This window comes from Kitasatospora sp. NPDC058115, from assembly GCF_042884635.1.
GTDB lineage: Bacteria > Actinomycetota > Actinomycetes > Streptomycetales > Streptomycetaceae > Kitasatospora.
The window spans coordinates 56,043-78,405 of sequence record NZ_JBHVTL010000022.1 but is presented as its reverse complement, the minus strand read 5'-3'; the positions used below and the strand labels follow the sequence as shown (position 1 = coordinate 78,405).

Below are 22,363 nucleotides of genomic sequence, written 5' to 3'. Positions count from 1 at the left end.
CCGCTCCCGTGCCCATCACCCCGGAACTGCTGCTCTCCGTCGCCGCCGAGCGGCTCCGCACGGCCCTGCCCGAGCTGGCCGGGCGGCTCGACCTGTCCAGCCCGCAGGCCCTGCGGGCGGCCAAGGCCGAGATCACCGCGCGGGACGGGGCCGCGGACGGCACCGTGGCGGTCGCCGTGATCGGCCGCTTCTCGCTCGACGGCTGGGTGCGGGAGACCTGCCGCTTCGCGCTGGGCGTGCCCGAGGACCGCGCCGCACCGTGGCGTCGGGCCTTCACCCGGACCGTCTTCCTGGCCGGGCGGCCCGAGAACCTGCGCGAGCGGTTCGCCTTCGAGCACATCGCGCCCGACGGCTCGGCGGCCTGGGCCGGGCCCGGGACGGACGGCGACAGCGCCTCGCTGCGGCGGCTGCTGAAGACCTTCGACGGCAGGCGCCCGCTCGGCTCCCGGCCGCCGCTGACCGTCGAGGTCCCCGCCGCTCCGGCGGCGGGCCCCCCGGCCGGCCCGGCGACCGGGTCGCCTGCCGGTCCGCCTGCCGGGTCGCGCCGCCGCCCGCGCGACCGCGACCTCTACCTCGCCACGGCGGGGGTCACCGTCTCCGACGCCCTCGTCCAGCTCAACCACCTCCTGGTCGAGGCGGTCCTGGACGGGCTGATCCACCCCGGGGACCGGCTGACCCTGCGCCCGGTCCCCCGTCTGACCGGCATGGCCGTCCCCTTCACCGCCCTGCGCATCGACACCGACACCCACCACCCGCACAAGCTCCAGGCGTACGCCGGACTGACCGAGGAGACCTGACCCGACATGCCCGAGACCCCGCCGGCCGCGGCACCCGCTCCCCCACGTCCCGTCCGCTTCGGCGTGCACGGCTCCTCGCACCTGGCCCGGCGCCTCATCGCCGCGGCCGGCACCGACCCCGACACCGTCGAGTTCGTCCCCTACGAGGTCACCGAGCCGTTCCGGCTGCTGCGCGAGGGCGCGATGGACCTCATGATCGTCAAGTACGACCTGTTCGAGGCGGACATCGCCGCGAGCGCCACCCTGGCCCAGGACCACCGGGCGGTGATCGTCGGGGAGCACCACCCGCTCGCCGGGCGCGACGAGGTGTCGATCGAGGAGGCCGCCGAGTACGACGCCTTCAGCTGTCCCGGCGACTTCCCGCCGTACGTCTGGGACCTGATCGTGCCGCCGCGCACGCCCGCCGGCACGCCGATCCGCCGGGTCCACCCGATGACCACGCAGGAGGGCATGGCCGCCGTGCTCGCCACGACGCAGGCCGTGCACGTGTCGTTCCAGTCGCTCGCCGACGTCGTGCCGCCGCACATCAGGGTGGTGCCGATGCGCGGTCTGCCGCCCGCCCCGGTGATGATCGGCTGGCTGCGCGGGGCGCGGCTCTCCCCGGAGGCCGCCGCCCTCGTCGCCGCCGCCGAGCGGAGCGCGAAGCCGTGACCGGGGCCGCCACCGGAACCGCGACCGGGGCCGTGACCCCGCGCCTGCCCGTGGTCCTGCTGCACGCGCTGCCGCTGAGCTCCGCCATGTGGCAGGCCCAGGCGACGGCGCTGCGCGAGCGCGGACACACCGTCATCGTGCCCGACCAGCGCGGCTTCGGCGCCGAGCCGCTCGGCGAGCAGCCGCCCTCGCTGGACACCGTCGCCGACGACCTGGCCGCGCGCCTCGACGCCCTGGGCCACCGGAAGGTGACCCTGGTCGGCTGCTCGATGGGCGGCTACGCGGCGATGGCGTTCCTGCGCCGGCACCGCCGGCGGGTCGGCGCCCTGGCGCTGCTGGCCACCAGGGCCACCGCCGACACCCCCGAACAGGCCGCCGGACGCCGGGCCTTCGCCGGCCTCGTGGTCGACGACGCCCAGCGGGACGAGCTGATCACCCGGACCACGCCGCTGCTCCTCGGCGCCACCACCAAGGCCGAGCGCCCCGGCACCCTGGCCGAGGTGCTGGCCTGGTCCAGGGCCGCCGACCCGCGCGCGGTGGCCTGGGCCCAGGAGGCCGTCGCGACGCGACCCGACTCCGTGGAGGTCCTGCGGGCCACCGACGTCCCCGCCCTGGTGGCCATCGGCACGGAGGACGAACTGGTCTCCGTCGACGAGGCGACGCTGACGGCCGGCTCCCTGCCGCAGGGTCGGCTGGTCACCGTGCCCGGGGCCGGGCACCTCCAGCCGCTGGAGGCACCGGAGCTGACCACCCGGCTGCTCACCACCCTGCTGGACGGGGACGGCACCCGCTGACCGGGGACCTCGCCCCCGCGCCGGTCCGGTGGCCCCGCCTCCCGCGGACGGAACCGCGGAACCACCGGACCGGCGAGCGCGGGCGCCGCGAGCACCGGGAGCGCCACCGCCCGGGCGCGCTACTGCCCGGGACGGATCCGGGCCAGGAAGGGGGAGAGCACCGGGGAGATCGCGGCCATCTCGAAGGCGGTGTGGAGCTCCTGGGTGAAGGTGGCCGAGTAGAGCTCCAGCTCCCGGCGCCCCACCTCGGTGAGACGGATGACGACGAACCGCCGGTCGTGCTCGCTGGTGGTGCGCTTCACCAGCCCGCTGCGCTCCAGGCGGACCGCCACCCGGCTGAGGGTCGACTGGTTGACCCCCATCTCCTCCGCCAGCTCCTGCATCTGCATCACCCGCGGTTCGGACTGCTGCATGGTGCTGAGCGCGATGAAGTCCGTCAGGCCGATGCCGTGGGAACGCATGAGCCTGCGCTCAAGCAACTGCGACACGTACGTCGACAGCCGCGACACCTGCCACCAGAGCTCGATGTCACTTCCGCGTTCACGGGCCATTGTCGTCACGGCCTAACCTTCCGGTCCCACCCGCCTTCACCGGCGCCGGGAGAATCCATTCCGGGAATAACCACCGGCGCGGATTCTAACACGAACAGGGGATTCCCCGCCCGAATTACCTGTCATTTGGTCGCCATGCCGACCCCCCAATGCCGGCAGTAGTTTTCCCGGTGGTCGTGGAAAATATCGGGAAGTCGCACGTCGACGGTCTCGATATGATCCCCGAAAAAATCCCCCAGGGGTTCCGCGAGCATGCGGTGCTCGACGCCGCTCGGCAGCGGCGCGTCGATGAACTCACACATGCGCCGGACGGTGCGCAGCGGCCGCTCCACCAGTTCCGCGTACGCGATGTCCAGCACCCGGGACCCGACCGAGGCGTCGTACCACTCCGGGCCGGCCAGCCCCCGGCCGAGCCGCCGCGCCCATTCCGCCTTCACCGCGTACGGGTCCACCTGCAGCGACCAGGCGCGCCGGCGCAGCGCGCTGGTCCCGGCGACATTGGCCAGCGACTCCATCGGGTCCCGGTGCACCCGGATGATGCGGGCGTTCGGGTACACCGACAGCAGGCTGCCCAGCCGCAGCGAGTGGAACTCGCTGACCAGCACCGGCCGCCCGCCGTGCACCCGGTCCAGGATCACCGCCAGCGCACTGCGGTGGAAGGTGTACGCCGCCGTCGCGTCCTGCGCGTCGAGCCAGTCCGTGTACCCCGGAACGCGGTACTCCATGGGCGCGGACAGGGCGTGGAACGCGTACGACAGCAGCAGGTGGTCCCCGCACGGCGCCCCCGGATCCGGCTGCGGCCCCGCCGCCCCGCCCGGCCGCCGCTCCCACAGCGGGTACACGAACGGGTCGACGAGCGAGGGGTCGCACCGCCACGGCAGCCAGTCCGTGCTGGGCCGCGCCACCTCCCACAGCGAGGGCATGTTCAGCCCCGGGTGCCGGCTGAGCAACCGCTGCAACCGCTGGAGCCCGCTGCCCGGCAGCCCCACCACGAATACCGCGTCGTCCCCGCAGCCCCACGGATCGACCCGCCCGCTCTCGACCAGCTCCCGCACCCTGAGCTGATTGGCCAGCGAAAGCGCCAGCCGCTGCCGCGTGACCGCCACCCCCGCCGGCGTCAGCGCCGCCTCCCCCTCCAACGACGCCACGAGTTCACCGAAGGCCGGCACGAAAGACGGCTCCAGCGCTTTCCCCTCGAATTCCTCCTGCCGGGCAACAGCAAGAATATCGCGCAACTCGAACAGCGAGCCGCACCCATCGTGCCGATCATTCACTTGTACCCCCCAAAACGGGATTCGTCTCAGCGGAGAGTAGCGCACCACTAATGATCAACTGCTCCCCCGCCACAACGATTGGCCGAAACACTTCGACCCAAAAATCCCGCCACCCGACCAAATCCCCCGTCCACCCGCCCCCGCCCCCGTGCACGGCCGGCGCGGTGACGGCGGACCACGGCGCCCGCCCCGGGAAGGGGGCGGGCGCCGTGGTCCACGGGTCGGCCGTCGTCAGCGGCGTCGCCTGCTGACGGTCAGGGCCAGGACCGTTCCGGCGAGCAGGACCAGCGCCGCGTACCCGAGCACCGGCGCGATGCTCATGCCGGACTCCGCGAGTTCGTGGCCGGGGTGGGTCGGGGCGGGGTGGGTCGGACCGGGATGACCCGGGCCGGGGTGGCCAGGACCGGGGTGGCTCGGGCCCGGGTGGCTCGGGCCGGGCGACGGCGACGGCGACGTCGGGGTCGCCGACGGGCTGGGCGACGGTGACGGGCTCGGCGAGGGCGAGGGACTGACCGTCGGCGAGGGCGAGGGGCTCGGAGACACCGACGGGCTGGGCGACGGTGACGGCGACGGGCTGGGCGACGCCGACGGGCTCGGCGACGGGCTCGGCGACGGACTGGGGGACGGGCTCGGCGACGGCGACGGGCTCGGCGAAGGGCTCGGCGACGGCGACGGACTGGGCGACGGCGACGGGCTCGGCGACGGGCTGGGGCCGGCCACCTCCACCGTCACCTGGGCGGTGGCCCCGGGCGAGGCGACGGTCGCACCGCCGGGCGCGTGGCCCGTGGCGGTCGCGGTGTTCTCGATCCGCTTCTCCCGCAGGTCGTCCGCGGTGACGGTGTAGGTGGCGCTGCAGGTCGCCGTCCCGCCCGGGAGCAGTCGGGCGGTGCCGGCCGGCGGGCAGTCGGGGGTCGGCGCGGTGCCGTGGCCGTTGAACGCGGTTTCGGCCACCGTCACGTCGGTGAGAACGACGTTGCCCGTGTTGGTGACGGTGAAGGTGTAGTGGACGGTGTCGCCCGCCTGGTGGACGGTGGTCGGGGACGCGGTCTTGGCCACGGTCAGGGCCGGGTTGGCCTGGGCCGGGAGGACGGTGGCGGTGGACTCGGCCTGCACGGGCAGGCCGCGGGGGTCGGTTGCGCTCGCGACGGCGGTGTTGGAGATCGATCCGGCGGCGGCGTCGGCCGCGGTGACGGTGTAGGTGGCGGTGCAGGCGATGGCGACGCCCGGGGCGAGGGAGCCGGCCTCGGGCGGGCAGGTGACGGTGGGCGGGGTGCCGTGGCCGTCGAACGCGGTCTCCCGGACGTCGAGTCCGCCGAGGGTGACGTTGCCGGTGTTGGTGACGAGGAACCGGTACGTCACCGTGGAGCCCTCCATCGGCGGCGTGTCGGCGGAGTCCGCGGTCTTGGCCAGGGTGAGCCCGGACACGGCCGGCGCGGTGACGGTCGCGCGGACCTCGGCGGAGACGGGGCTGTCGAAGCCGGTGGGCGCGCGGCCGGTGGCGGTGGCGGCGTTGGTGATCGTGCCGGTGTCGATGTCGGCCTGGGTGGTGGTGTAGGTGGCGGTGCAGACCACGGAGTCGCCCGGTGCCAGGGTGAGCGCGGCGGCCGGGCAGTCGACCGTCGGCGCGCCGCCGGAGCCGCTGAACGCGGTCTCGGTGATGTGCACCTCGGTGAGCGGGACGCCGCCGGTGTTGGTGACGGTGAAGGAGTAGGACAGCACGGTGCCCGCCCGGTCGACGGTGTCCGGGGTGACGCCCTTGGCGAGCAGGATGCCGGGCGCGGTGACGGTGCGCACGGTCGCGGTGGCCTCGTTGCTCACCGGGTCGGGCCCGGTGGCCGCGATGGCCGTCGCGGTGGCGGTGTTGGTGATCGATCCTGCGGTCACGTCCTGCGCGGTGACGGTGTAGGTGGCCGTGCAGGTGGTGGTCGCGGCGGGGGCGAGGTCGGTGCTCCGGCAGACGGGGACGGGCTTGGTGCCGCTGCCGGTGAAGACGTTCTCGTCGATCGTCGTGCCGGTGACCGGGACGGTGCCGGTGTTGGCCACCTCGTACGTGTAGGTGACGGTGTCCCCGGCGGTCGCGGTGACCCGGTCGACCTCCTTGGTGAGGTTCAGGTCGGCGTTGTCGCCCAGCGGGGTGGAGCTGATGACCTGATGGTCGGCCTGCGGCCCGAGGCTGTCGATGACGGAGGGGTTGATCACCGTCGGACCGGTGTAGTGCAGGCCCCCGGGCGGGGGCGGCGGCGGGTCCTCGGTGATGGTGCACTGCTGGCCGTCGTAGAAGGTGAGCGGTGCGGCGGTGGCGCCGCTCGCTCCGGCCGGGACGGTGACCGACCAGGTCTGCGGCGCCTGGGTGCCGCAGGTGACCGTTCCGGTGAAGGTGAGCGGGGCGGGCAGGCCGCCGGCGGGCAGACCGGTGAGCTGCTTGACGACGGTGATGGTGGAGGCCGTGTTGAAGACCTGGAGCGAGACGGTGCTCTCGTTCGAGGCGGGGATCGCGTCCAGGAACGCGTCGGGACCGGTGGAGGAGCGGCCGGTCGCGGTGTTGGGGTAGGTGCCGGGGATCGGCCCGGCGGTGCCGGTGACGGTGATGGTGACGAAGTCCCGGCCGGCGCCGATCTGCGGGATGGTGGAGGTCACGGTGCGGGTCACCGGGTCGAACACCACCGGACCGCACACCGAGGCGCCGGAGTTCGCCACGCAGCTCGCCGAGCCGTAGACGAAGGCGGTGGCCGGGGGCAGCGGGTCGGAGAACTCCACCGTCCTCGCCGTCTGCGGCGACCCGTTGGAGACCTTGATCGTGTAGGTGACGGCCTCCCCGGCCTGCACCGCGGCCGGCTCGACCGCCTTGTTGACCGCGATGTCCGCGCACGGAGCCGTCGCCGAGGTGCCGGCGGAGCTGTTCCCGGTGTTGACCAGCGTCGTCGGGACGAAGAAGTTCGCGTTGTTGCCGACGATCGTGGCGGTGTTCGGGCAGGCCGCCAGCGGGGTCGGGTCCGCCGGGTCGATGCTCACGACGACGACCAGCTTGGCGCCGGGCGGGAACGCGCCCACCTCGCCGGAGTAGGCCGGCTGGCTGTCGCCGACCGTCCCGTCCTGGATGAACGACGGGCAGGTCGCGCCGCCGGTGCCGTCGCAGGAGACGACGTGCACGGCGTACGAGCGGAAGAGGGTCGTCGGCGAGCTGAGGTACTCCCGGATCGTGGACCCGTCCGCGGGGTTCGGCCCCTTGTTCTCGTACGTGACCGTGTAGGTGTTGGGCATGCCCGGCAGGATCACCGTGTTGGCCTGCGTCTTGGTGACGGAGATCTCCGTCTGCGGGCAGGCCTCGGGCGTCAGCCCGGTCGCGCTGGTGTACGCCGTGGTGTCGCCGGTGTTGACCAGCGGCCTGACGGTGAACAGCTGCGCGGTGTTGCCGACGATGTCGACCGTCGGATTCCTGCTGCAGGTGGTGGGCGCGCCCGTCGGGTCGACCGTCATGACGATGGTCAGCGCGGCGCCGGGCGGGAACGCGCCCAGCTCGCCGGAGTAGACCATCGTGTTGTTGTTGGCCGTGGTGTCCTGGACGAATGACGGGCAGCTCACCCCGCCGGTGCCGTCGCAGGAGACGATGTGCACGGCGTAGGAGGTGAAGATCCGCTGCGTCGACTCCAGGTAGTCGCGGATGGTCGAGCCGTCCGCCGCGTTCGGGCCGTTGTTCCGGTAGGTGACCGTGTAGGTGTTGGGCATGCCCGGCAGGATCTGCGTGTTGCTCTGCGTCTTGGTGACGGAGATGTCCGTCTGCGGGCAGTTGCCCGGAGTGAGGCCGGTCGCCGAGACGTACGCCTGGCTGGACAGGGTGTTGGTCACGCCGGTCGGCGTGAAGATGTTGGCGGTGTTGCCGACGATGTCGGCGGTCGGCGACGGCGAGCACTCCGGCTCCGGACCGGACGGGTCCACCGTCATCACCACCGTCAGCTTCGCACCCGGCGGGAACGACCCGACCGGGCCGGAGAAGATCATGGTGCTGTTGTTGGCCGTGGTGTCCTGGATGAACGACGGGCAGGACGCGCCGCCGGTGCCGTCGCAGGAGACGATGTGCACGGCATAGGACGTGTACAGCGACCGCGACGCGCTCAGGTAGTCGCGGATCGTCGCGCCGTCCGCCCAGCCGTTGCCCTCGTTGCCGAAGGTCACCGTGTAGGTGTTCGGCTGACCCGGCAGGATCGTGGTCGACGACTGGGACTTGGTGACCCGCAGGCTCATCTGGTTGCTGACCGTCGTGCTGACCGAGCTGTCGTTGGAGCTCGGGTCGGAGTCCGTGGCCCCCGGCGGCGGGTCGATGTGCGAGGAGGCCGTCACCGACGACGCCGAGGGGGCGCCGAAGCGGCCGGTCACGGTCAACGTCAGCACCCCGAGGTGCGGCAGGGTCACCGCCGTGCCCGAGATCTGACTGTCCGACACGGTCAGCGAGGCGGGGCAGGCGGCGCCGGCGGCGGCCGAGCAGCTCGCCGCCACGTTCGTCGCGGCGGCCGGCGGCGTCACGGTGAACGGCGATCCGTCGGCTGCGGTCAGCGCGTTGTTGCTCATGGTCACCGTGTAGGTGAACTCCTGGCCCGCGGATCCGCTGGTCGGCCCGGCGACGTTGGTCGTCACGTCGACCTCCGCGGCCCGCTTCGCCCGCGGTGCGGCCGGTGCGGCCGGTGCGGCCGGTGCGGGCGACGCCGACGCCGTGGGCGGCGGCGTGGGCGACGCGGCCCGGGCGGCGGCGGGTGTCCGGTCGGCCGGGCCCGGATCGGCCACGACCACCGGCGGTACGGCGAGCACCACCGCCCCCCAGGCCAGCAGTGCGGCCGCGAAGGACGCGCACCGTCTCCGCCGGGATCCCGACCACGTCCGAACCATGACGAACCAGCCCTCCGTGCCGGCCGATCGGACCGGGCGGCCCCTGGAACGTCGATCGGTCGATGAGTACAGAACGCCCCCACGTTCACCCGCCGACGCGGACACGCCCGGCAGGCAGGCACGGACAAGCCAGGGAATCAGTCATATGAACTACCTGGAAGCCGGGACCATCGCCCGGGTGGCGGACGGCGCCCGGAAACGCCGGGGCCCGCACCGTGCGACACATCGCGGTGCGGGCCCCTCGCGGCCGGGCGGACACCGGAGCGGAAGGAACCGCGGCGGGCGGATGTTGCCGGCCTGCCGGCCCTTCCGGTCCTGCGTGACGTCGCGCCCGGGCCCGTGCTACTTGCTCACGGCGAAACGCATCAGGTCCTTCTCGTCCCCCTGCTTGATCTTCCCCGTCTCGTTGATCACCTGGAGCTTCCAGCCCGAGCCCGCCCGCATCGCCTTGGCCACGGCGCAGCCGTTGTCGTTGGTGAGCATGCTGGGCCAGATGTCCGCGACCTGCTGGGTGCTGCCGCCCGTCGCGTCGTAGACCTTGAAGCTGATGTTGCGGGCGTTCTGGAAAGCGCTGCGCTTCTTGTAGGCGGCGGCGATGAACACGATGGAGGTGATGTTGGCGGGCACCCGGGCGAACTCGACGGTGACCGTCTCGTCATCACCGTCTCCGTGGCCCGTCTGGTTGTCGCCACTGTGGACCAGCGAGCCGTTGCCCAGGGGATCCAGGGAGTCCAGGCCGGCGAGACGCACGGGCTCGGCGCCCTGCATGGCGATGGCGATCAGGTCGAGGTCGGTGCCCTGCTTCTGCCGGAGCTTGCCCAGCAGGCCGCCGCTGCTCCCTGCGGTCGGATCCCAGGAAACCCCGATGGACAGGTGGGTCACCCCGTCCAGATCCGCCGGGCCGTCGTCCTTCGTCAGCGTGATCATGCGTGGTCCTCTCGGTGGGGGAACTGTTGCAGATTCAAGTCTGCCTGAGCCGGCTCACCGACCCGAAACAGCCGGTGAGCCGGTTCGCCCCCGATCCTGCCGGGGCGGACGTCCGCGCCGCCGACGGGGGGGGAATCAGCCCAGCAGGGGGAGCGCGGGGAGGGTCAGGAAGTCCACGAACTCCTCGGCCAGGACGACCTGTTCGAAGAGTTCGGCGGCCTCCGGCCAGCGGCCGGACCGGTAGGCCTCCTCCCCCAGCTCGGCGCGGAGCCCCGCCAGCTCCTCGGCGACCAGTGCGCGGACGAGTCCGGCGGTGACCGTCTCGCCGGTGTCGGCGAGGACGACCCCGTTGTTGACCCACTGCCAGACCTGCGAACGGGAGATCTCGGCGGTGGCCACGTCCTCCATCAGGTTGAAGATGCCGACCGCGCCGAGCCCACGCAGCCACGCCTCCAGGTAGCGGACGCCGACCTGGACGGCGTTGTGCAGCCCGGTGCGGGTGCAGCTGCCGCCGGCGCCCGCGACGTCGAGCAGTTCGGCGGCGGTGACCGGCCCGGACGGGCCCGGGTCGTCCTTCTGGTGCGGGCGCTCGCCGAGGACGGCGTCGAAGCAGGCCCGGGCGACCGGCACCAGGTCCGGGTGGGCGACCCAGGAGCCGTCGAAGCCCTGACCGGCCTCGCGCTCCTTGTCGGCCGTGACCTTCGCCAGGGCGGCCGCGTTCACCTCGGGGTCCCTGCGGCTGGGGATGAACGCGGCCATGCCGCCGATCGCGTGGGCGCCGCGCCGGTGGCAGGTCCGCACCAGCAGCCGGGTGTAGGCGGCCATGAACGGGGAGGTCATGGTGACGCTGTTGCGGTCCGGCAGGACGTAGTGCGCGCCGGCGTCGCGGAAGTTCTTGACCAGGGAGAACAGGTAGTCCCAGCGGCCGGCGTTGAGGCCGGCCGCGTGGTCGCGCAGTTCGTGGAGGATCTCGTCCATCTCGAACGCGGCGGTGATGGTCTCGATGAGCACGGTGGCGCGAACGGTGCCGTGCGGGATGCCGAGTTCGGCCTGGGCGCGGGTGAACACGTCGTTCCACAGCCGGGCTTCCAGGTGGCTCTCGATCTTCGGCAGGTAGAAGTACGGGCCGGAGTTCGGGTCCTCGGCGCCCTTGGCCAGCAGCCGGGCCGCGTTGTGGAAGAAGTACAGGCCGAAGTCGACGAACGCGCCGGCCACCGGGACGCCGTCGACCAGCAGGTGGCTCTCGTCGAGGTGCCAGCCGCGCGGGCGGACCACGACGGTGGCGAGTTCGGCGGCGGGCCGCAGGGTGTAGGCCTTGCCGGCGGGGGTGGTGAAGTCGATCCGGCCCTCGAAGGCGTCGATCAGGTTGACCTGGCCGCCGACCACGTTCTCCCAGGTCGGGGCGGTGGCGTCCTCGAAGTCGGCGAGCCAGACCTTCGCGCCGGAGTTGAGCGCGTTGATCACCATCTTGCGGTCGGTCGGACCGGTGATCTCGACCCGGCGGTCCTGGAGGGCACGCGGCGCCCCGGCCACCGTCCAGTCGCCGGCCCGGACGTCCGCGGTCCCGGGGAGGAAGTCCAGCACGCCGGTCCGGGCGATCTCGGCGCGGCGGGTCCTCCGCCCGGCGAGGAGCTCCTGCCGGCGGCCCTCGAAGGCACGGTGGAGGCCGGCGACGAAGGCGAGCGCCTCCGGGGTGAGCACCTCCTCCGCCCGGTGGACGTGCGGACCGGTGACGGTGACCGCCGGATCGGCGGGCGAGGCGCTGACGGGCCCCTGATGTGCAGCCATGAACAGGACACTCCTAGGACGGTTGAGCCTGGTGGGGGGAGCTCCGGCGGGAGCGTCCCCGGTCGGAGCCCGCAGAAGGGGTTCCGGGGTGGGAGCCGCGCCCGGTGGGGTGCTTGAACCGGGCGCGGCTCCGTCAACGGCGAGCATTCCCCGGGGGAGTTGCTCGCACCGGCGTGGGCCGGGTCAGGCGGCGGCCTCCTCGTTCGGCGCGCCCGCGAAGGCCCCGGCGATCTCGTCGACCGAGCGCACCACGCCGATCAGCGGCAGGATGTTCGCCACCGAGAACGCGTGGCCCTCCGCCGTGACCGAGGACATGGCCTCCTTGGCGAACACCACGTTGTAGTAGTGCTCGTACGCGGCGCGGCCGGTGCCCTCGACGCCGAAGTTGGTGGACATCCCCAGCAGGACGATCGTCGAGATCCCGTGCCGGCGCAGCTGGACGTCCAGGTCGGAGCCGTGGAACGCGTTCCAGCTGCGCTTCGAGATCACCGGCTCGGTGGGCGTGGGCGCGACCTCCGGAAGCAGCTCGTCCCATCCCGGCTCCCGGTGGGGCCGCGCCGGGCGCATCTGCTCGATGCGCAGCGGCTGCAGCGAATCCGATTCGTCGGGGAGGAAGGAGGTGCGGACGTGGACCACCAGCGATCCGGCGGCGCGCGCGGCCTCCAGCAGCCGCAGGCTCTGGCCGAGCACCTCCTCCGGAGAGTGCGGCTCGGCCCCGTGCGAGAGGTTCGCTCCCTGGAGGTCGATGCAGACGAGGGCGGTGGTGGCGGGGTCGAAGAGATTCATGGGTACCTTTCGTTGGCTGGGCAGCGCGTTGTCCGCTGCGGTGTTCCGGCCGGGTGTCGCCGGAGGTCGGGCTGGAGGTCGGGCCGGGGGCGCGGGGCCGGCCGGCACGGACCGTGGCGTGCCGGCGACGGGGCCCGCGGCGCCCGGCGATGCGGGTGGGCCGGCGCGGCCGCGTCCCGGTGGACGGCTGCGCGATCGGTGGGGATCGGTCGCGGCCGGTCGCGGCCGGTCGCGATCAGTCGTGGTCGGTCGTGATCAGGCGCGGTCGGGGCCGAGGGCGGCGAGCACCGCCTCGGCGCAGACGCGGATGCCGCGGCCGGCGAGCAGGATGTCGTAGTGGTTGGTGCCGGCGACCTCGGTGATCCGCACGCCGGGCCACCGCCGCCGGTAGTCGGCGAGGATCCCGGCGGGGTGGAGGCCGGGGCGGGCGGCGACCAGGTCGCCTTCCGCCACGATCAGGTGGACGTCGCGCCGGCGCGCGGGATCCCCCATGACGCGCTCGACGCCGCGGCCGAAGTCCGGTGCGCCGTACACGTCGTCGGAGTCCGCCTGCATCGCCTCGACCGCGGTGGAGGCGCGGAAGCCGCCGGCGTCGTCGGCGACCAGGTCGTAGCGGAAGCTCTCCGCCGCCACCGGGTCCACCCCGTCGGCGAAGGCCGGGTGGGCGCGGAAGAAGTCCAGGTACTCCTCGACGCCGTCGAACACCATGGAGAGCCGGGCCGCCGGCCCCACGGCGGCCGGCCGGTCGGCCGGGTCGGCCGCATCGGCGGCCCGGGGAGGCCGGGGCGGCCGGGGCAGCCCCCCGTCGACGAGGACGAGGCCGCGGAAGCGGTGCTCCGCCACCGCGAGGTCCCCGTCGGCGAGCCCCGCCAGGGTCATCGCGACGAAGCCCCCGAGGGAGTGGCCGACCAGGGTCACCTCTCCGGGCCCGGCGAGGGCCTCGACCGCGGCCAGCACGTCCCGCGCGTGCGCCCGCATCCCGTACGGGGCCCCCAGGTGCCGCGAACCCGCCCGTCCGCGCAGGTCGGGGGCGATGACCCGGACGCCCGGCAGTGCGGCGACGAGGCCGGCGAGGAAGAGGTGGTTCGAGGTGATGCCGTGGATCGCGCAGACGGTCGGAACCGGTCCGGGCGGGGGTGCCACCGGCTCCCACACCCCGACCGTGGAGCGACCGCCCGCGACCTCGACCCGGGCCCGCCGGTACGCGTGGGAGGCGGCCGCCATCAGGCCCCGTCCCCACGGGGCGTGCCCCCGGTGGCCCCGTCCCCGCGGGCCTGCCGCTCGACCGCCACGGGGAAGGCCGCGAGCTCGGGAGCCGCCTCGCCCAGCACATCGCGCGCGACGGCGTCGCCGAGCAGCGGCGCCATGGTGAGCCCGGCCGCGCCGTACCCGGCGACCAGCCAGAGGCCGTCGGCGGCGGGCACCCGGCCGACCAGCGGCATCCGGCCGTCCGCCATGGGGCGGATGCCCACCCTGGTCTCCAGCACGGTCGCCTCCGCGAGGCCCGGTGCGAGCTCAAGGGCGTTGCGCAGGACCGACAGCTGCCCGGCCGCGGTCACCCTGGGGTCGAATCCGCTGCCGGTCTCGCGGGTGGCCCCGACGGCGATCCGGCCGCCGTCGAAGGGCGTCATGTAGTGGTCGGCGAACGGGTGGAGGGTCGGCCACGGCGAGGTGTTGACGCCGCGCAGCTGCAGGTGGACGATCTGCCCGCGCTGCGGGCTGACCCCCACCCGGAGGCCGAGCCGGCCGAGCAGATCGGTGACGCGCGCACCCGCGGCCACGACGACCGCGTCGGCGTCGAGGTCCGCCGTGGCCGTCCGGATCCGCCAGCCGGCCCCCGAAGGGGCGAGCCCGACGACCGCGTCGACCACGTGCCGGGCACCGAACGCGAGCGCCCCGCTCAGGGCCGCGTCACGGAGCACCCGGCCGTCGACGCGGCCGCCGCCCGGGACGAACAGCCCGCTCAGCCCGGGCGCGAGCGCCGGGAAGAGCTCCAGGGCGCGGGTGCCGTCCACGCGTTCGAGGGTGCCCGCCACCGGTCCGGCGTCGCGCACGCGGCCGGCGATCCGCTCCTCGACGGCGTCGACCTCGGCGGCGTCCGCGCTGACCATCAGCGCGCCCGAGCGGCGGTACCCGAGTTCGGGGAGTCCGAGCGCCTCCAGCTGCGACAGGAACTCCGGGTAGTAGGTGCCCCCGGCGGCGTAGGCCTCGTAGAAGTCGCCCTCGGAGGAGGACACCCAGGGCGCGATGATCCCCGCGCCGGCCGCGGTCGCCTGGCCGAATCCGCCGTCGTCGACGACGGTGACCCTGGCCCCGCGGCGCGCCAGGTGGAAGGCGGTGGTCACACCGGCGATCCCGGCGCCGATGACGACGACGGACGCGTTCTTGACGTTGTTCACTTCCCGGTTCACTTCCTGTGGATCTCTTTCTGTGAAAGGCCTCGTGCGCCGTCCAGTTCCGCCGCGAGGGCGACGGCGGCCCGCTTCAGCCCCGTGACGATCTCGGCGAGCACCGCGTCGGACATCCGCAGGGTCGGGGCGGAGAGCGAGAACCCGAGGAGCTCCCCCCGGAGCGGGATGGCCACCGAGACGCAGCGCATCCCCGCCTCCTGCTCCCCCTCGTTCACGGCGAATCCGCGCTCGCGCACGGCGGCCAGCTCGGCGAGCAGCTCGTCCGGGTCCGTGAGGGTCGAATCGGTGAAGCGCGGCATCTTCGTGTGGCCGAGGATGGTGCGGACCCGCTCGTCGGGGAGCCTGCTGAGCAGCATCTTCCCGATCGCCGAGGAGTGCGGGTACAGGGGCTCGTCGAGGTTGGTCCAGATCCTGATCGACCGTGACCCCGGCGTCTTGGCCAGGTGGACGACGTAGTCCCCGTTCAGCGTCCCGACGGCGACCGACTCCCCGTAGCGCCTGGCGAGGTCGTCGAGGTAGGGCTGCGCGACGACCGTGATCGCCTTCTGATTGCTCTTGGCCAGCTTCAGCAGGCGCGGCCCCGGCAGGTACTTGCTCTGCTCGTCCTTGCGGACGTAGCCGAGTTCGTGGAGGGTCTGCGCCAGGCGGTGGACCGTGCCGACCGGCAGACCGCTGCGGCGGGCCAGGTCGGAGACCCCGATCGGGTCGTCGCTGTCGACCACGGCCTCCAGGACCGTGAACGCCCTGCGGAGCGACTGCACCGCGCCGGTTGTCCGCTGACCACCGCTGTTCGCATCAACGGCCCCCATGGTGATTTCTCCTTCCCGCATCGTTGTCGGCAGGGGCCCGGGCGGCACCCGTGTCCGCCCGGATCTCCCGCGCACTACTTCGCGAGCGTCACGTCGTCGAACACGAACCCGTCGTCGGCACGCGGCGTGAACGCCACGTCCTTGGAGACGCCGAACGCCGCCGGCTGCGTGTAGAGGGAGACCATCGGCCGGTCCGTGTCGGCGATGATCTTCTGGACCTCGGAGTACGCCGTCCTGCGCGCGGCCTCGTCCATCGTCCGGTTCGCCTGGGCGAGCAGCTCGTCGACCCTCGGGTTGCTGTATCCCATCCGGGGCTTGCCCAGGACGGTGGAGAAGCCCTGGAGCGCGTACGAGGAGTCCATCAGGCCGTCCGCGAAGGCGACCTGGTACACGTCCTTGTTGGTGTACTTGCTGTAGATGTCGCCGAAGGCACCGCCTTCGAGGATCTCCAGCTCGACGTTGAAGCCGGCCTTCTTGAGCATCGCGGTCACCATCTCCGCGAGCTCGGCGTCCATCGGGTAGGTCCCGCGCGACGCGCTGTAGTGCAGCTTCACGCTGCGCCCGTCCGCGACGGCCTGCTTCACCAGGTCCTTCGCCCGCTCGGGGTCGTACGCCGCGGTGTTGTAGAGGGACGGGTCCCCGCCGAACACCGTCTTGGGCGCGCGCGTGCGCACCGGCGTCGCCTTGCCGCCGAAGAGCGTGTCGACGATCGCCTTCTTGTCGATCGCGAGGTCGATCGCCTCACGGACCCGGGGGTCCTTCGTCGCGTACTGGTCGTCCAGGCGCAGCACGAGCAGCATCACCCGGGTCGTCTCCCCGAGCTCCATCGCGGTCCTGCCGGAGTCGACGCGCTTCCAGTCGATCACCGGGATCTCGGTCGCGATGTCGACGCCACCGGTGAGGAGTTCGGACACCCGGGTGGAGTTCTCGGGAATGGTGCGGACCTCGACGCGCTTCCACTTCGGGGCGCCGCCCCAGTAGGCGTCGTTGCGCTCCAGGGTGACGCGGTCGTCGCGCTTCCACTCCACGAACTTGTACGGCCCGGAGCCGAAGGGGGCCTTGACGAACTCCTCGATGCCGTTCTTCTCGATGTAGGCCGACGGGACGATGTCGGCGCCGCTCTTCGCCAGCACCGCGAGCAGGGTCGGCATCGCGCCCTTGGTCGTGATCCGGACCTCGTGGTCGCCGACCGCCGTGGCGTCGGCGATCTGCTCGAACCACCGGGCCTCCAGCAGCGCGGGGTCCTTCAGCCGGTGGATCGTGAACACGACGTCCTTGGCGGTCAGCGGCGACCCGTCCTGGAACGTGACGTCCTCGCGGAGCCGGAACGTCCAGGTCTCGTCGTCCACCTGCTGGTAGTCGGTCACCAGCTGAGGAACGATCTTCATCGACTCGTCCCTGGTGAACAGCCGGTCGTAGATGTTCCGGTTGATGCGGTCGGCCGACGTCTGCACGGCGTTCTGCGGGTCGAGGTTGCGGGGGTCGACGTTCTGCGCGAACACGAGGGTGTCCTTGTGCGCGCCGCCCTCTCCCCCGCTGCTCGCGACGGGCATGCACCCGGCCAGCGGCACGGCCGCCACGGCCAGCGCCGCGGTGAGTCTCTTCTTCATCATCGGTCCTTTCACGAACGGTTCGCCCGCTCCCGCCGGTGCCGGCGGGAGGGGTCGCGGTCGGACGGTCAACGCGTCCTGAAGGGCTGCGCGCGCGACGACTCGATGAGCCGCCGGGTGTACTCGTGGCCGGGGCGGTGGAGGATGTCGTCCGCCGTGCCATGCTCGACGACCGCGCCCTTGTACATGACGCTGATCCGGTCGCTCATGAAGTGGACGCTCTCCAGCCCGTGGCCGATGAAGACGTAGGTCAGGCCCATCTCCTCCTGGAGGTCCTTGAGGAGGTTGAGGATCTGGCTCTGGATCGAGACGTCGAGCGCGGAGACCGGCTCGTCGCAGATCAGCACCTGGGGCTTTCGCGCCAGGGCGCGGGCGATCACCAGGCGCTGCCGCTGCCCGCCCGAGAACTCGTGCGGGTACTTCTCCAGCGCCGCGGCCGACATGCCGACCTGGTCGGTGAGCTCGGCCACCCGCCGGGCGATCTCCTGCCGGCTCGCGCGCGGCGCCACCGTGAGCGGCTCCGCGAGGATGGAGCGCACGTTCATCCGCGGGTTCAGCGCGGAGTACGGGTCCTGGAACACCATCTGCGCCGCGGTGCGTCCCGCGGCCGTGGTGCGGCCCCTGGCGTCGAAGACCGGTGCGCCGGTGATCAGGACGTCGCCCGAGGTCGGCGTCAGCAGACCCGCCAGCATCCGGGCGACCGTCGTCTTCCCGGAGCCCGACTCCCCGATGATGCCCAGGGTCGCCCCCTTGGGCACGGACAGACCGACGTCGCGCACGGCGGCGAAGTCCTTCTTGCGTCCGAAGAACCCGTCGGCGACCCGGAAGGTCTTGCACAGCGCCGTGACGCGCACGGCCGCGTCCGGGGAGGTGCCGGGCAGCGCGGTGTCGGCGGTCATCGTGCGCCCTTCGACTCGATCAGACGGTCGGTGTGCCAGCAGGCCGAGGCCTGCCCCCGGAACTCCGCGAACGGCGGCTTGTCGCCGCAGGTCCCGGTGGCGAACTCGCAGCGCGCGGCGAACCGGCAGCCGTCGGTCCACTCGTGCGGCGTCGGCACCCGCCCGGGGATGGCGGTGAGCCGGTCGGCCTTCGAGCCGAGGGAGGGGACCGAGCGCAGCAGGGCGTCGGTGTACGGGTGCCTGGGTTCGGACAGCACCCGTTCGGTCGGTCCGCTCTCGGCGATCCGCCCCGTGTACAGCACGGCGACCGTGTCCGCGATCCGGCGCACCACGTTGAGGTCGTGGCTCACCAGCAGCAGGGCGGTGCCCGTCTCGACGGTGATGTCGTAGACGAGCTTCAGCACCTGGTCCTGCACCGTGACGTCGAGGGCCGTGGTGGGCTCGTCGGCGAGGAGCAGCCGGGGCCTGCCCAGCAGGGCCATCGCGATCATGACGCGCTGGCGCATCCCGCCCGACAGCTCGTGGGGGCGCCGGCGCAGCACCCGCTCCGGCTCGTGGAAGCCGACCCGGTCGAGCATCGACAGCACGTCGGCGCGCGAGGCGGAGACGTGCCTGGCGGCCTCGCCCAGCTGGTTCCCGATCGAGAGGACCGGGTTGAGCGAGGTCAGCGGCTCCTGGTAGATCATCGAGATCTCACGGCCCCGCAGCTGCCGCATCCGGCCGGCGGACACCCGGGAGACGTCCTCGCCCTGCCAGAGGATCTCACCGCCCGAGATCCGCAGGCCCCGCGCCAGCAGGTTGATGACCGCCATGCAGGTGAGGCTCTTGCCGGAGCCGGACTCGCCCACCAGGGCCACCCGTTCGCCGGCGCGGATGTCGAGCGACACGCCGTCGACGAGGGTGAGGTCGCGCTTCTCCGCCCTCACCCGGAGGTCCCGGATGCTGAGCATGGGTTCGTTCCCGTGCACTGTTCACACCCCCAGTCGCGGGTCGAGGGTGTCCCGCAGCCAGTCGCCGAGGAGGAGGATCCCGAGCACCGTGCCGGCGATCGCCAGACCCGGCAGCGTGCTCAGCCACCACGCGTTGGTGATGTAGTCGCGGCCGCTGGTGAGCATCAGGCCCCAGGAGACGTCCGGGGGCTGCACCCCCAGGCCCAGGAAGCTGAGCGAGGACTCCGTGATGATGATGGTCGCCACGCTCAGCGTGGAGAGCACGATGAACGTCGGCATGACGTTCGGCGCGATGTGCCGCAGGAGGATCCGGGTGTGGGGGACGCCGAAGTTCTTCGCCGCCTCGACGAACAGGCGCTCGCGGATCTCCAGGACCTCCGCGCGGATCTGACGGGCGTACACCACCCAGTTCGTCAGGCCGAGCACGACGACGAGCGTCGTCAGACCGGGCTTCACCACGCCGAGGATGACGAGGATCAGCAGGATGCCGGGAATGGCGAGCAGCGCGTCGACCAGCCGCATGATCACCGCGTCGACGAACCGTCCGTAGTAGCCGGCGAGCAGGCCGGCCACCAGGCCGATCGATCCGGCCAGGACCACGCCGAGCACGCCGACCAGCAGCGAGATGCGCGAACCGTCGATGAGGCGGCTGAGCATGTCGCGGCCGAGGTTGTCGGTGCCCAGCAGGTGGGCCGGGTCGCTCCCCTCGAACGGGAGCGGCGGAATGAGCGCCTGCGACGGGTCGATCGCCGCGGGGTCGTGCGGCATTATCCACGGCGCGAATATCGCGACGGCGGCCGGCACGATCAGCAGGAACATTCCGACGACCGCCGGGAAGGGAATGCTCCGGAGGGCCTTTCTGCGCCGCGCGGCGGTGCCCGCCCGCGGAAGGCCGATGGATTCAGTCAAGGTTGATCCGCCTGTCGACGAGCTTGAACGAAATGTCGGACAGAATGCTCAGCCCGATGACCATCACCGCCACGACGAATACCGCCGCCTGGACGATGGGCATGTCCCGCTGTGTCACCGCTTTGACCAGGAGCTGTCCGAGCCCCGGCCACGCGAATACGGATTCGGTGACGAGTGCGCCGCCGAGCAGCGCCGAGAACTGGAGCACGGTGATCGAGGCGACCGGGATGAAAGCGTTGCTGAAACCGTGCTTGAAGACGACGAGCGATTCACGCAGGCCTTTTCCGTACGCGGTCCGGATGTAGTCCTGCCCGAGGATCTCCACCATGCTCGAACGCACGAGCCGGGTGATCTCGGCCGCGGTGCCCGTTCCGAGCGTGATCACGGGAAGCACCAGGTGGGCCCAGGTTCCGCTGCCGGAGACCGGGAGCCAGCCCAGGTTCACGGAGACGAGCATGATCAGCATGATGCCCAGCCAGAACGTGGGCACCGCCTTGGCGACGACCGATACCGAGGAAACGAGGTGGTCGACGGCCCCGCCCCGGTGCACGGCCGCCCACACCCCCATCGGAATGGCGATGACGAGGGCCAGGACGATCGACCCGACGGCGAGCATCAGTGTGGCGGGAAGGCGCTCCAGAACGATGGCCAGAGCGGGCTCGTGGTATTGGTACGAGTCACCGAAATCACCGGTGACGGCCGAGACGATGTAATGCCAGTACTGGACCGGCAGCGGGTCGTCCAGTCCCATCGCGTCGCGAATGGCCGAGATCCGCTCGGGCGTGGCGTTCTCGCCGAGCATCAGCGCGACCGGATCCCCCACGATGTAGACGAGGAAGAAGACGATCGTCACGATCAGGAAGAGGGTGGGGACGACTTCAAGCAGACGTCGTCCGACGTAGTAGCCCAACGATCCTCCTCATTCGGGTACATCGTGGTGTGCGATTCGGAGCCGGGGGGGAAACGTTTAGCAGCCTTTTCCGTCATGCGTCAATGCTTTTCCACGATGCGGAAAGGCCGGACCCGAGCCGGATCCCGGGTCGGGGCCGGGGTCGGGACCCGGTCCGGGGCCGGGTGCGCGGATCCGCCGCAGGGATCCCTCGACCGCTCCCAACCGGCCGCGGCGAAAGGCGAGTTGACGACGGCGGCCGGGGCGCGCAGGCCGCGCGTCCGGGGCGCCACGGGCCCGCCGCGGGCCCGCCGCGGGAGCGGACGTCCGGCGGGGATCCCTATGCTTGCCCCCACATGACCCGGAGGTGAGGACCCATGGTGCGGCGGCCCACTGTCACGAGCGTGCAGATCGCACGGGAGGCGGGAGTCGCGCAGTCGACGGTCTCGCGCGTGCTGAACGGCGGGAGCGTCGCCCCGGAGACCCGGCGCCGGGTGCTCGACGTGGTCGCGAAGTACGACTTCCAGCCCAGCCAGGCCGCACGGAGCCTGGTGGGCGCCCGGTCGGGCCTGATCGGCGTGGTGATCCGCGATCTGACGAATCCGTTCTACCCGGTGATGGTCAAGGCGATGGAGACCGTGCTGCACCAGCACGACCTGCGCCTGTCGCTGGTCACCGACGTGCTGTCCGACGAGGAGGGGCTGGCGCTGCTGCGCCGCGAAGGCGTCGACGGGGTCGTGTTCACCGCGGCGGTCGAGCAGGAGCCGCTCGCGCACCGGATGCTGGCGCACGGCATCCCCGTGGTGCTGTGCCATCGCACGCTCAAGGACTTCCCCGCCGATCAGGTCGAGGCCGACAACCCGACCGCCGGCGAACTCGCCGCGGCGCACCTGCTGGACCTGGGACACCGCCGGATCGCGATGGTGTGCGGCCTGGCCGGGACGAGCACCGCCCGGCAGCGCGCCCTCGCCTTCCGCCGCACGGTCGCGGCAACGGCGGGCGCCACCCTCACCGAGACCGACGGGGCCTACGACTACGCCACCGCGTACGAGGCGGTGCGCACCCTGCTCGCGAGCGCCGAACCGCCGACGGCGCTGTTCTGCCACAACGACGTGATGGCGTACGCCGCGCTGAACGCGGCCGCGGCGGCCGGTGTCGCGGTGCCGGCCGGGCTCAGCGTCGTGGGCTGCGACGACGTGCCGCTGTCCGCGTGGGAGCGCATCGACCTGACGACGGTGCGTCAGCCGCTGGAGCGGATCGCCCGGGTCGGCGTGGAGCTGCTCCTGGACCGGCTGGCGTCCCCGGACCTGCCGCACCGGCACGAGGTCCTCCCGGTGGAGCTCGTACTGCGCTCCACCACGGCCCCTCCCGCCTGAGCCCGCCGTCCGCGCGGCTCCCGCCGTCCGCGCCGTTCGCCGCGCTCCCACCGTTCCCGCC

At 72.4% G+C, this 22,363-nt stretch carries 18 protein-coding genes; 4 read left to right on the top strand and 14 right to left on the bottom strand.

From position 1 onward, the window contains the following. The first annotated feature begins 8 nt into the window (after positions 1-8). From ACFVVL_RS23455 to ACFVVL_RS23445, 3 genes are read left to right on the top strand one after another with little or no spacing between them, the layout of a single operon-like run. On the top strand, positions 9-797 hold the full coding sequence (locus ACFVVL_RS23455) for a DUF6182 family protein (RefSeq protein ID WP_387678232.1): 789 nt from the start codon (positions 9-11) through the stop codon (positions 795-797). Positions 798-803: 6 nt separating this feature from the next. Beyond that, positions 804-1,448 (top strand): LysR substrate-binding domain-containing protein, encoded by a 645-nt coding sequence (locus ACFVVL_RS23450; protein ID WP_387678229.1) that lies wholly within the window; start codon positions 804-806, stop codon positions 1,446-1,448. Next, complete coding sequence (locus tag ACFVVL_RS23445) at positions 1,445-2,242, top strand: alpha/beta fold hydrolase (RefSeq protein WP_387678226.1); 798 nt, start codon at positions 1,445-1,447, stop codon at positions 2,240-2,242. The genes ACFVVL_RS23450 and ACFVVL_RS23445 overlap by 4 nt, the downstream gene beginning before the upstream one ends. 119 nt (positions 2,243-2,361) lie before the next feature. Here ACFVVL_RS23445 and ACFVVL_RS23440 read toward each other — a convergent pair whose 3' ends face one another. The 14 genes from ACFVVL_RS23440 to ACFVVL_RS23375 all read right to left on the bottom strand — a co-directional run bounded on the left by ACFVVL_RS23440 (position 2,362) and on the right by ACFVVL_RS23375 (position 20,947). Next, the gene (locus ACFVVL_RS23440; RefSeq protein WP_380287924.1) at positions 2,362-2,793 is read right to left on the bottom strand and encodes a MarR family winged helix-turn-helix transcriptional regulator; all 432 of its coding nucleotides are present in this window, start codon (positions 2,791-2,793) and stop codon (positions 2,362-2,364) included. A 122-nt stretch (positions 2,794-2,915) separates the two neighbouring features. Continuing rightward, positions 2,916-4,067 carry a sulfotransferase family protein gene (locus ACFVVL_RS23435; protein WP_387678223.1) on the bottom strand — a complete coding sequence of 384 codons (1,152 nt, stop codon included), beginning with the start codon at positions 4,065-4,067 and terminating at the stop codon, positions 2,916-2,918. A gap of 231 nt (positions 4,068-4,298) precedes the next feature. Next, on the bottom strand, positions 4,299-8,699 hold the full coding sequence (locus ACFVVL_RS23430) for a hypothetical protein (protein WP_387678220.1): 4,401 nt from the start codon (positions 8,697-8,699) through the stop codon (positions 4,299-4,301). A gap of 591 nt (positions 8,700-9,290) precedes the next feature. Beyond that, entirely contained in the window at positions 9,291-9,875 is a 585-nt protein-coding gene (locus tag ACFVVL_RS23425) for a TerD family protein (protein ID WP_380287892.1), read from the bottom strand. A gap of 135 nt (positions 9,876-10,010) precedes the next feature. After that, positions 10,011-11,663 (bottom strand): malate synthase A, encoded by a 1,653-nt coding sequence (gene aceB, locus ACFVVL_RS23420; RefSeq protein WP_380287894.1) that lies wholly within the window; start codon positions 11,661-11,663, stop codon positions 10,011-10,013. 183 nt (positions 11,664-11,846) lie between these two features. Continuing rightward, positions 11,847-12,449 (bottom strand): isochorismatase family protein, encoded by a 603-nt coding sequence (locus ACFVVL_RS23415; protein ID WP_380287896.1) that lies wholly within the window; start codon positions 12,447-12,449, stop codon positions 11,847-11,849. 255 nt (positions 12,450-12,704) lie between these two features. Then, positions 12,705-13,673, bottom strand: a complete 969-nt coding sequence (locus tag ACFVVL_RS23410; protein ID WP_387678216.1) for an alpha/beta hydrolase — start codon at positions 13,671-13,673, stop codon at positions 12,705-12,707. Then, entirely contained in the window at positions 13,673-14,860 is a 1,188-nt protein-coding gene (locus ACFVVL_RS23405; RefSeq protein ID WP_387678213.1) for an NAD(P)/FAD-dependent oxidoreductase, read from the bottom strand. The genes ACFVVL_RS23410 and ACFVVL_RS23405 overlap by 1 nt, the downstream gene beginning before the upstream one ends. Beyond that, positions 14,857-15,669, bottom strand: a complete 813-nt coding sequence (locus ACFVVL_RS23400) for an IclR family transcriptional regulator (protein ID WP_380287900.1) — start codon at positions 15,667-15,669, stop codon at positions 14,857-14,859. The genes ACFVVL_RS23405 and ACFVVL_RS23400 overlap by 4 nt, the downstream gene beginning before the upstream one ends. Before the next feature lie 74 nt (positions 15,670-15,743). Next, positions 15,744-17,279 (bottom strand): ABC transporter substrate-binding protein, encoded by a 1,536-nt coding sequence (locus ACFVVL_RS23395; RefSeq protein WP_387678210.1) that lies wholly within the window; start codon positions 17,277-17,279, stop codon positions 15,744-15,746. Positions 17,280-17,347: 68 nt separating this feature from the next. Further along, a complete protein-coding gene (locus ACFVVL_RS23390) occupies positions 17,348-18,178 on the bottom strand; it encodes an ATP-binding cassette domain-containing protein (RefSeq protein WP_387678208.1) in 831 nt (276 codons plus the stop codon). Next, on the bottom strand, positions 18,175-19,128 hold the full coding sequence (locus tag ACFVVL_RS23385) for an ABC transporter ATP-binding protein (RefSeq protein WP_387678205.1): 954 nt from the start codon (positions 19,126-19,128) through the stop codon (positions 18,175-18,177). The genes ACFVVL_RS23390 and ACFVVL_RS23385 overlap by 4 nt, the downstream gene beginning before the upstream one ends. 21 nt (positions 19,129-19,149) lie before the next feature. Continuing rightward, the gene (locus tag ACFVVL_RS23380) at positions 19,150-19,947 is read right to left on the bottom strand and encodes an ABC transporter permease (RefSeq protein WP_387678203.1); all 798 of its coding nucleotides are present in this window, start codon (positions 19,945-19,947) and stop codon (positions 19,150-19,152) included. Positions 19,948-20,029: 82 nt separating this feature from the next. Beyond that, positions 20,030-20,947, bottom strand: a complete 918-nt coding sequence (locus ACFVVL_RS23375; RefSeq protein ID WP_387678201.1) for an ABC transporter permease — start codon at positions 20,945-20,947, stop codon at positions 20,030-20,032. Positions 20,948-21,330: 383 nt separating this feature from the next. Between ACFVVL_RS23375 and ACFVVL_RS23370 the strand changes: the two genes are divergently transcribed. Further along, on the top strand, positions 21,331-22,302 hold the full coding sequence (locus ACFVVL_RS23370; RefSeq protein WP_387678198.1) for a LacI family DNA-binding transcriptional regulator: 972 nt from the start codon (positions 21,331-21,333) through the stop codon (positions 22,300-22,302). Positions 22,303-22,363: the final 61 nt, after the last annotated feature.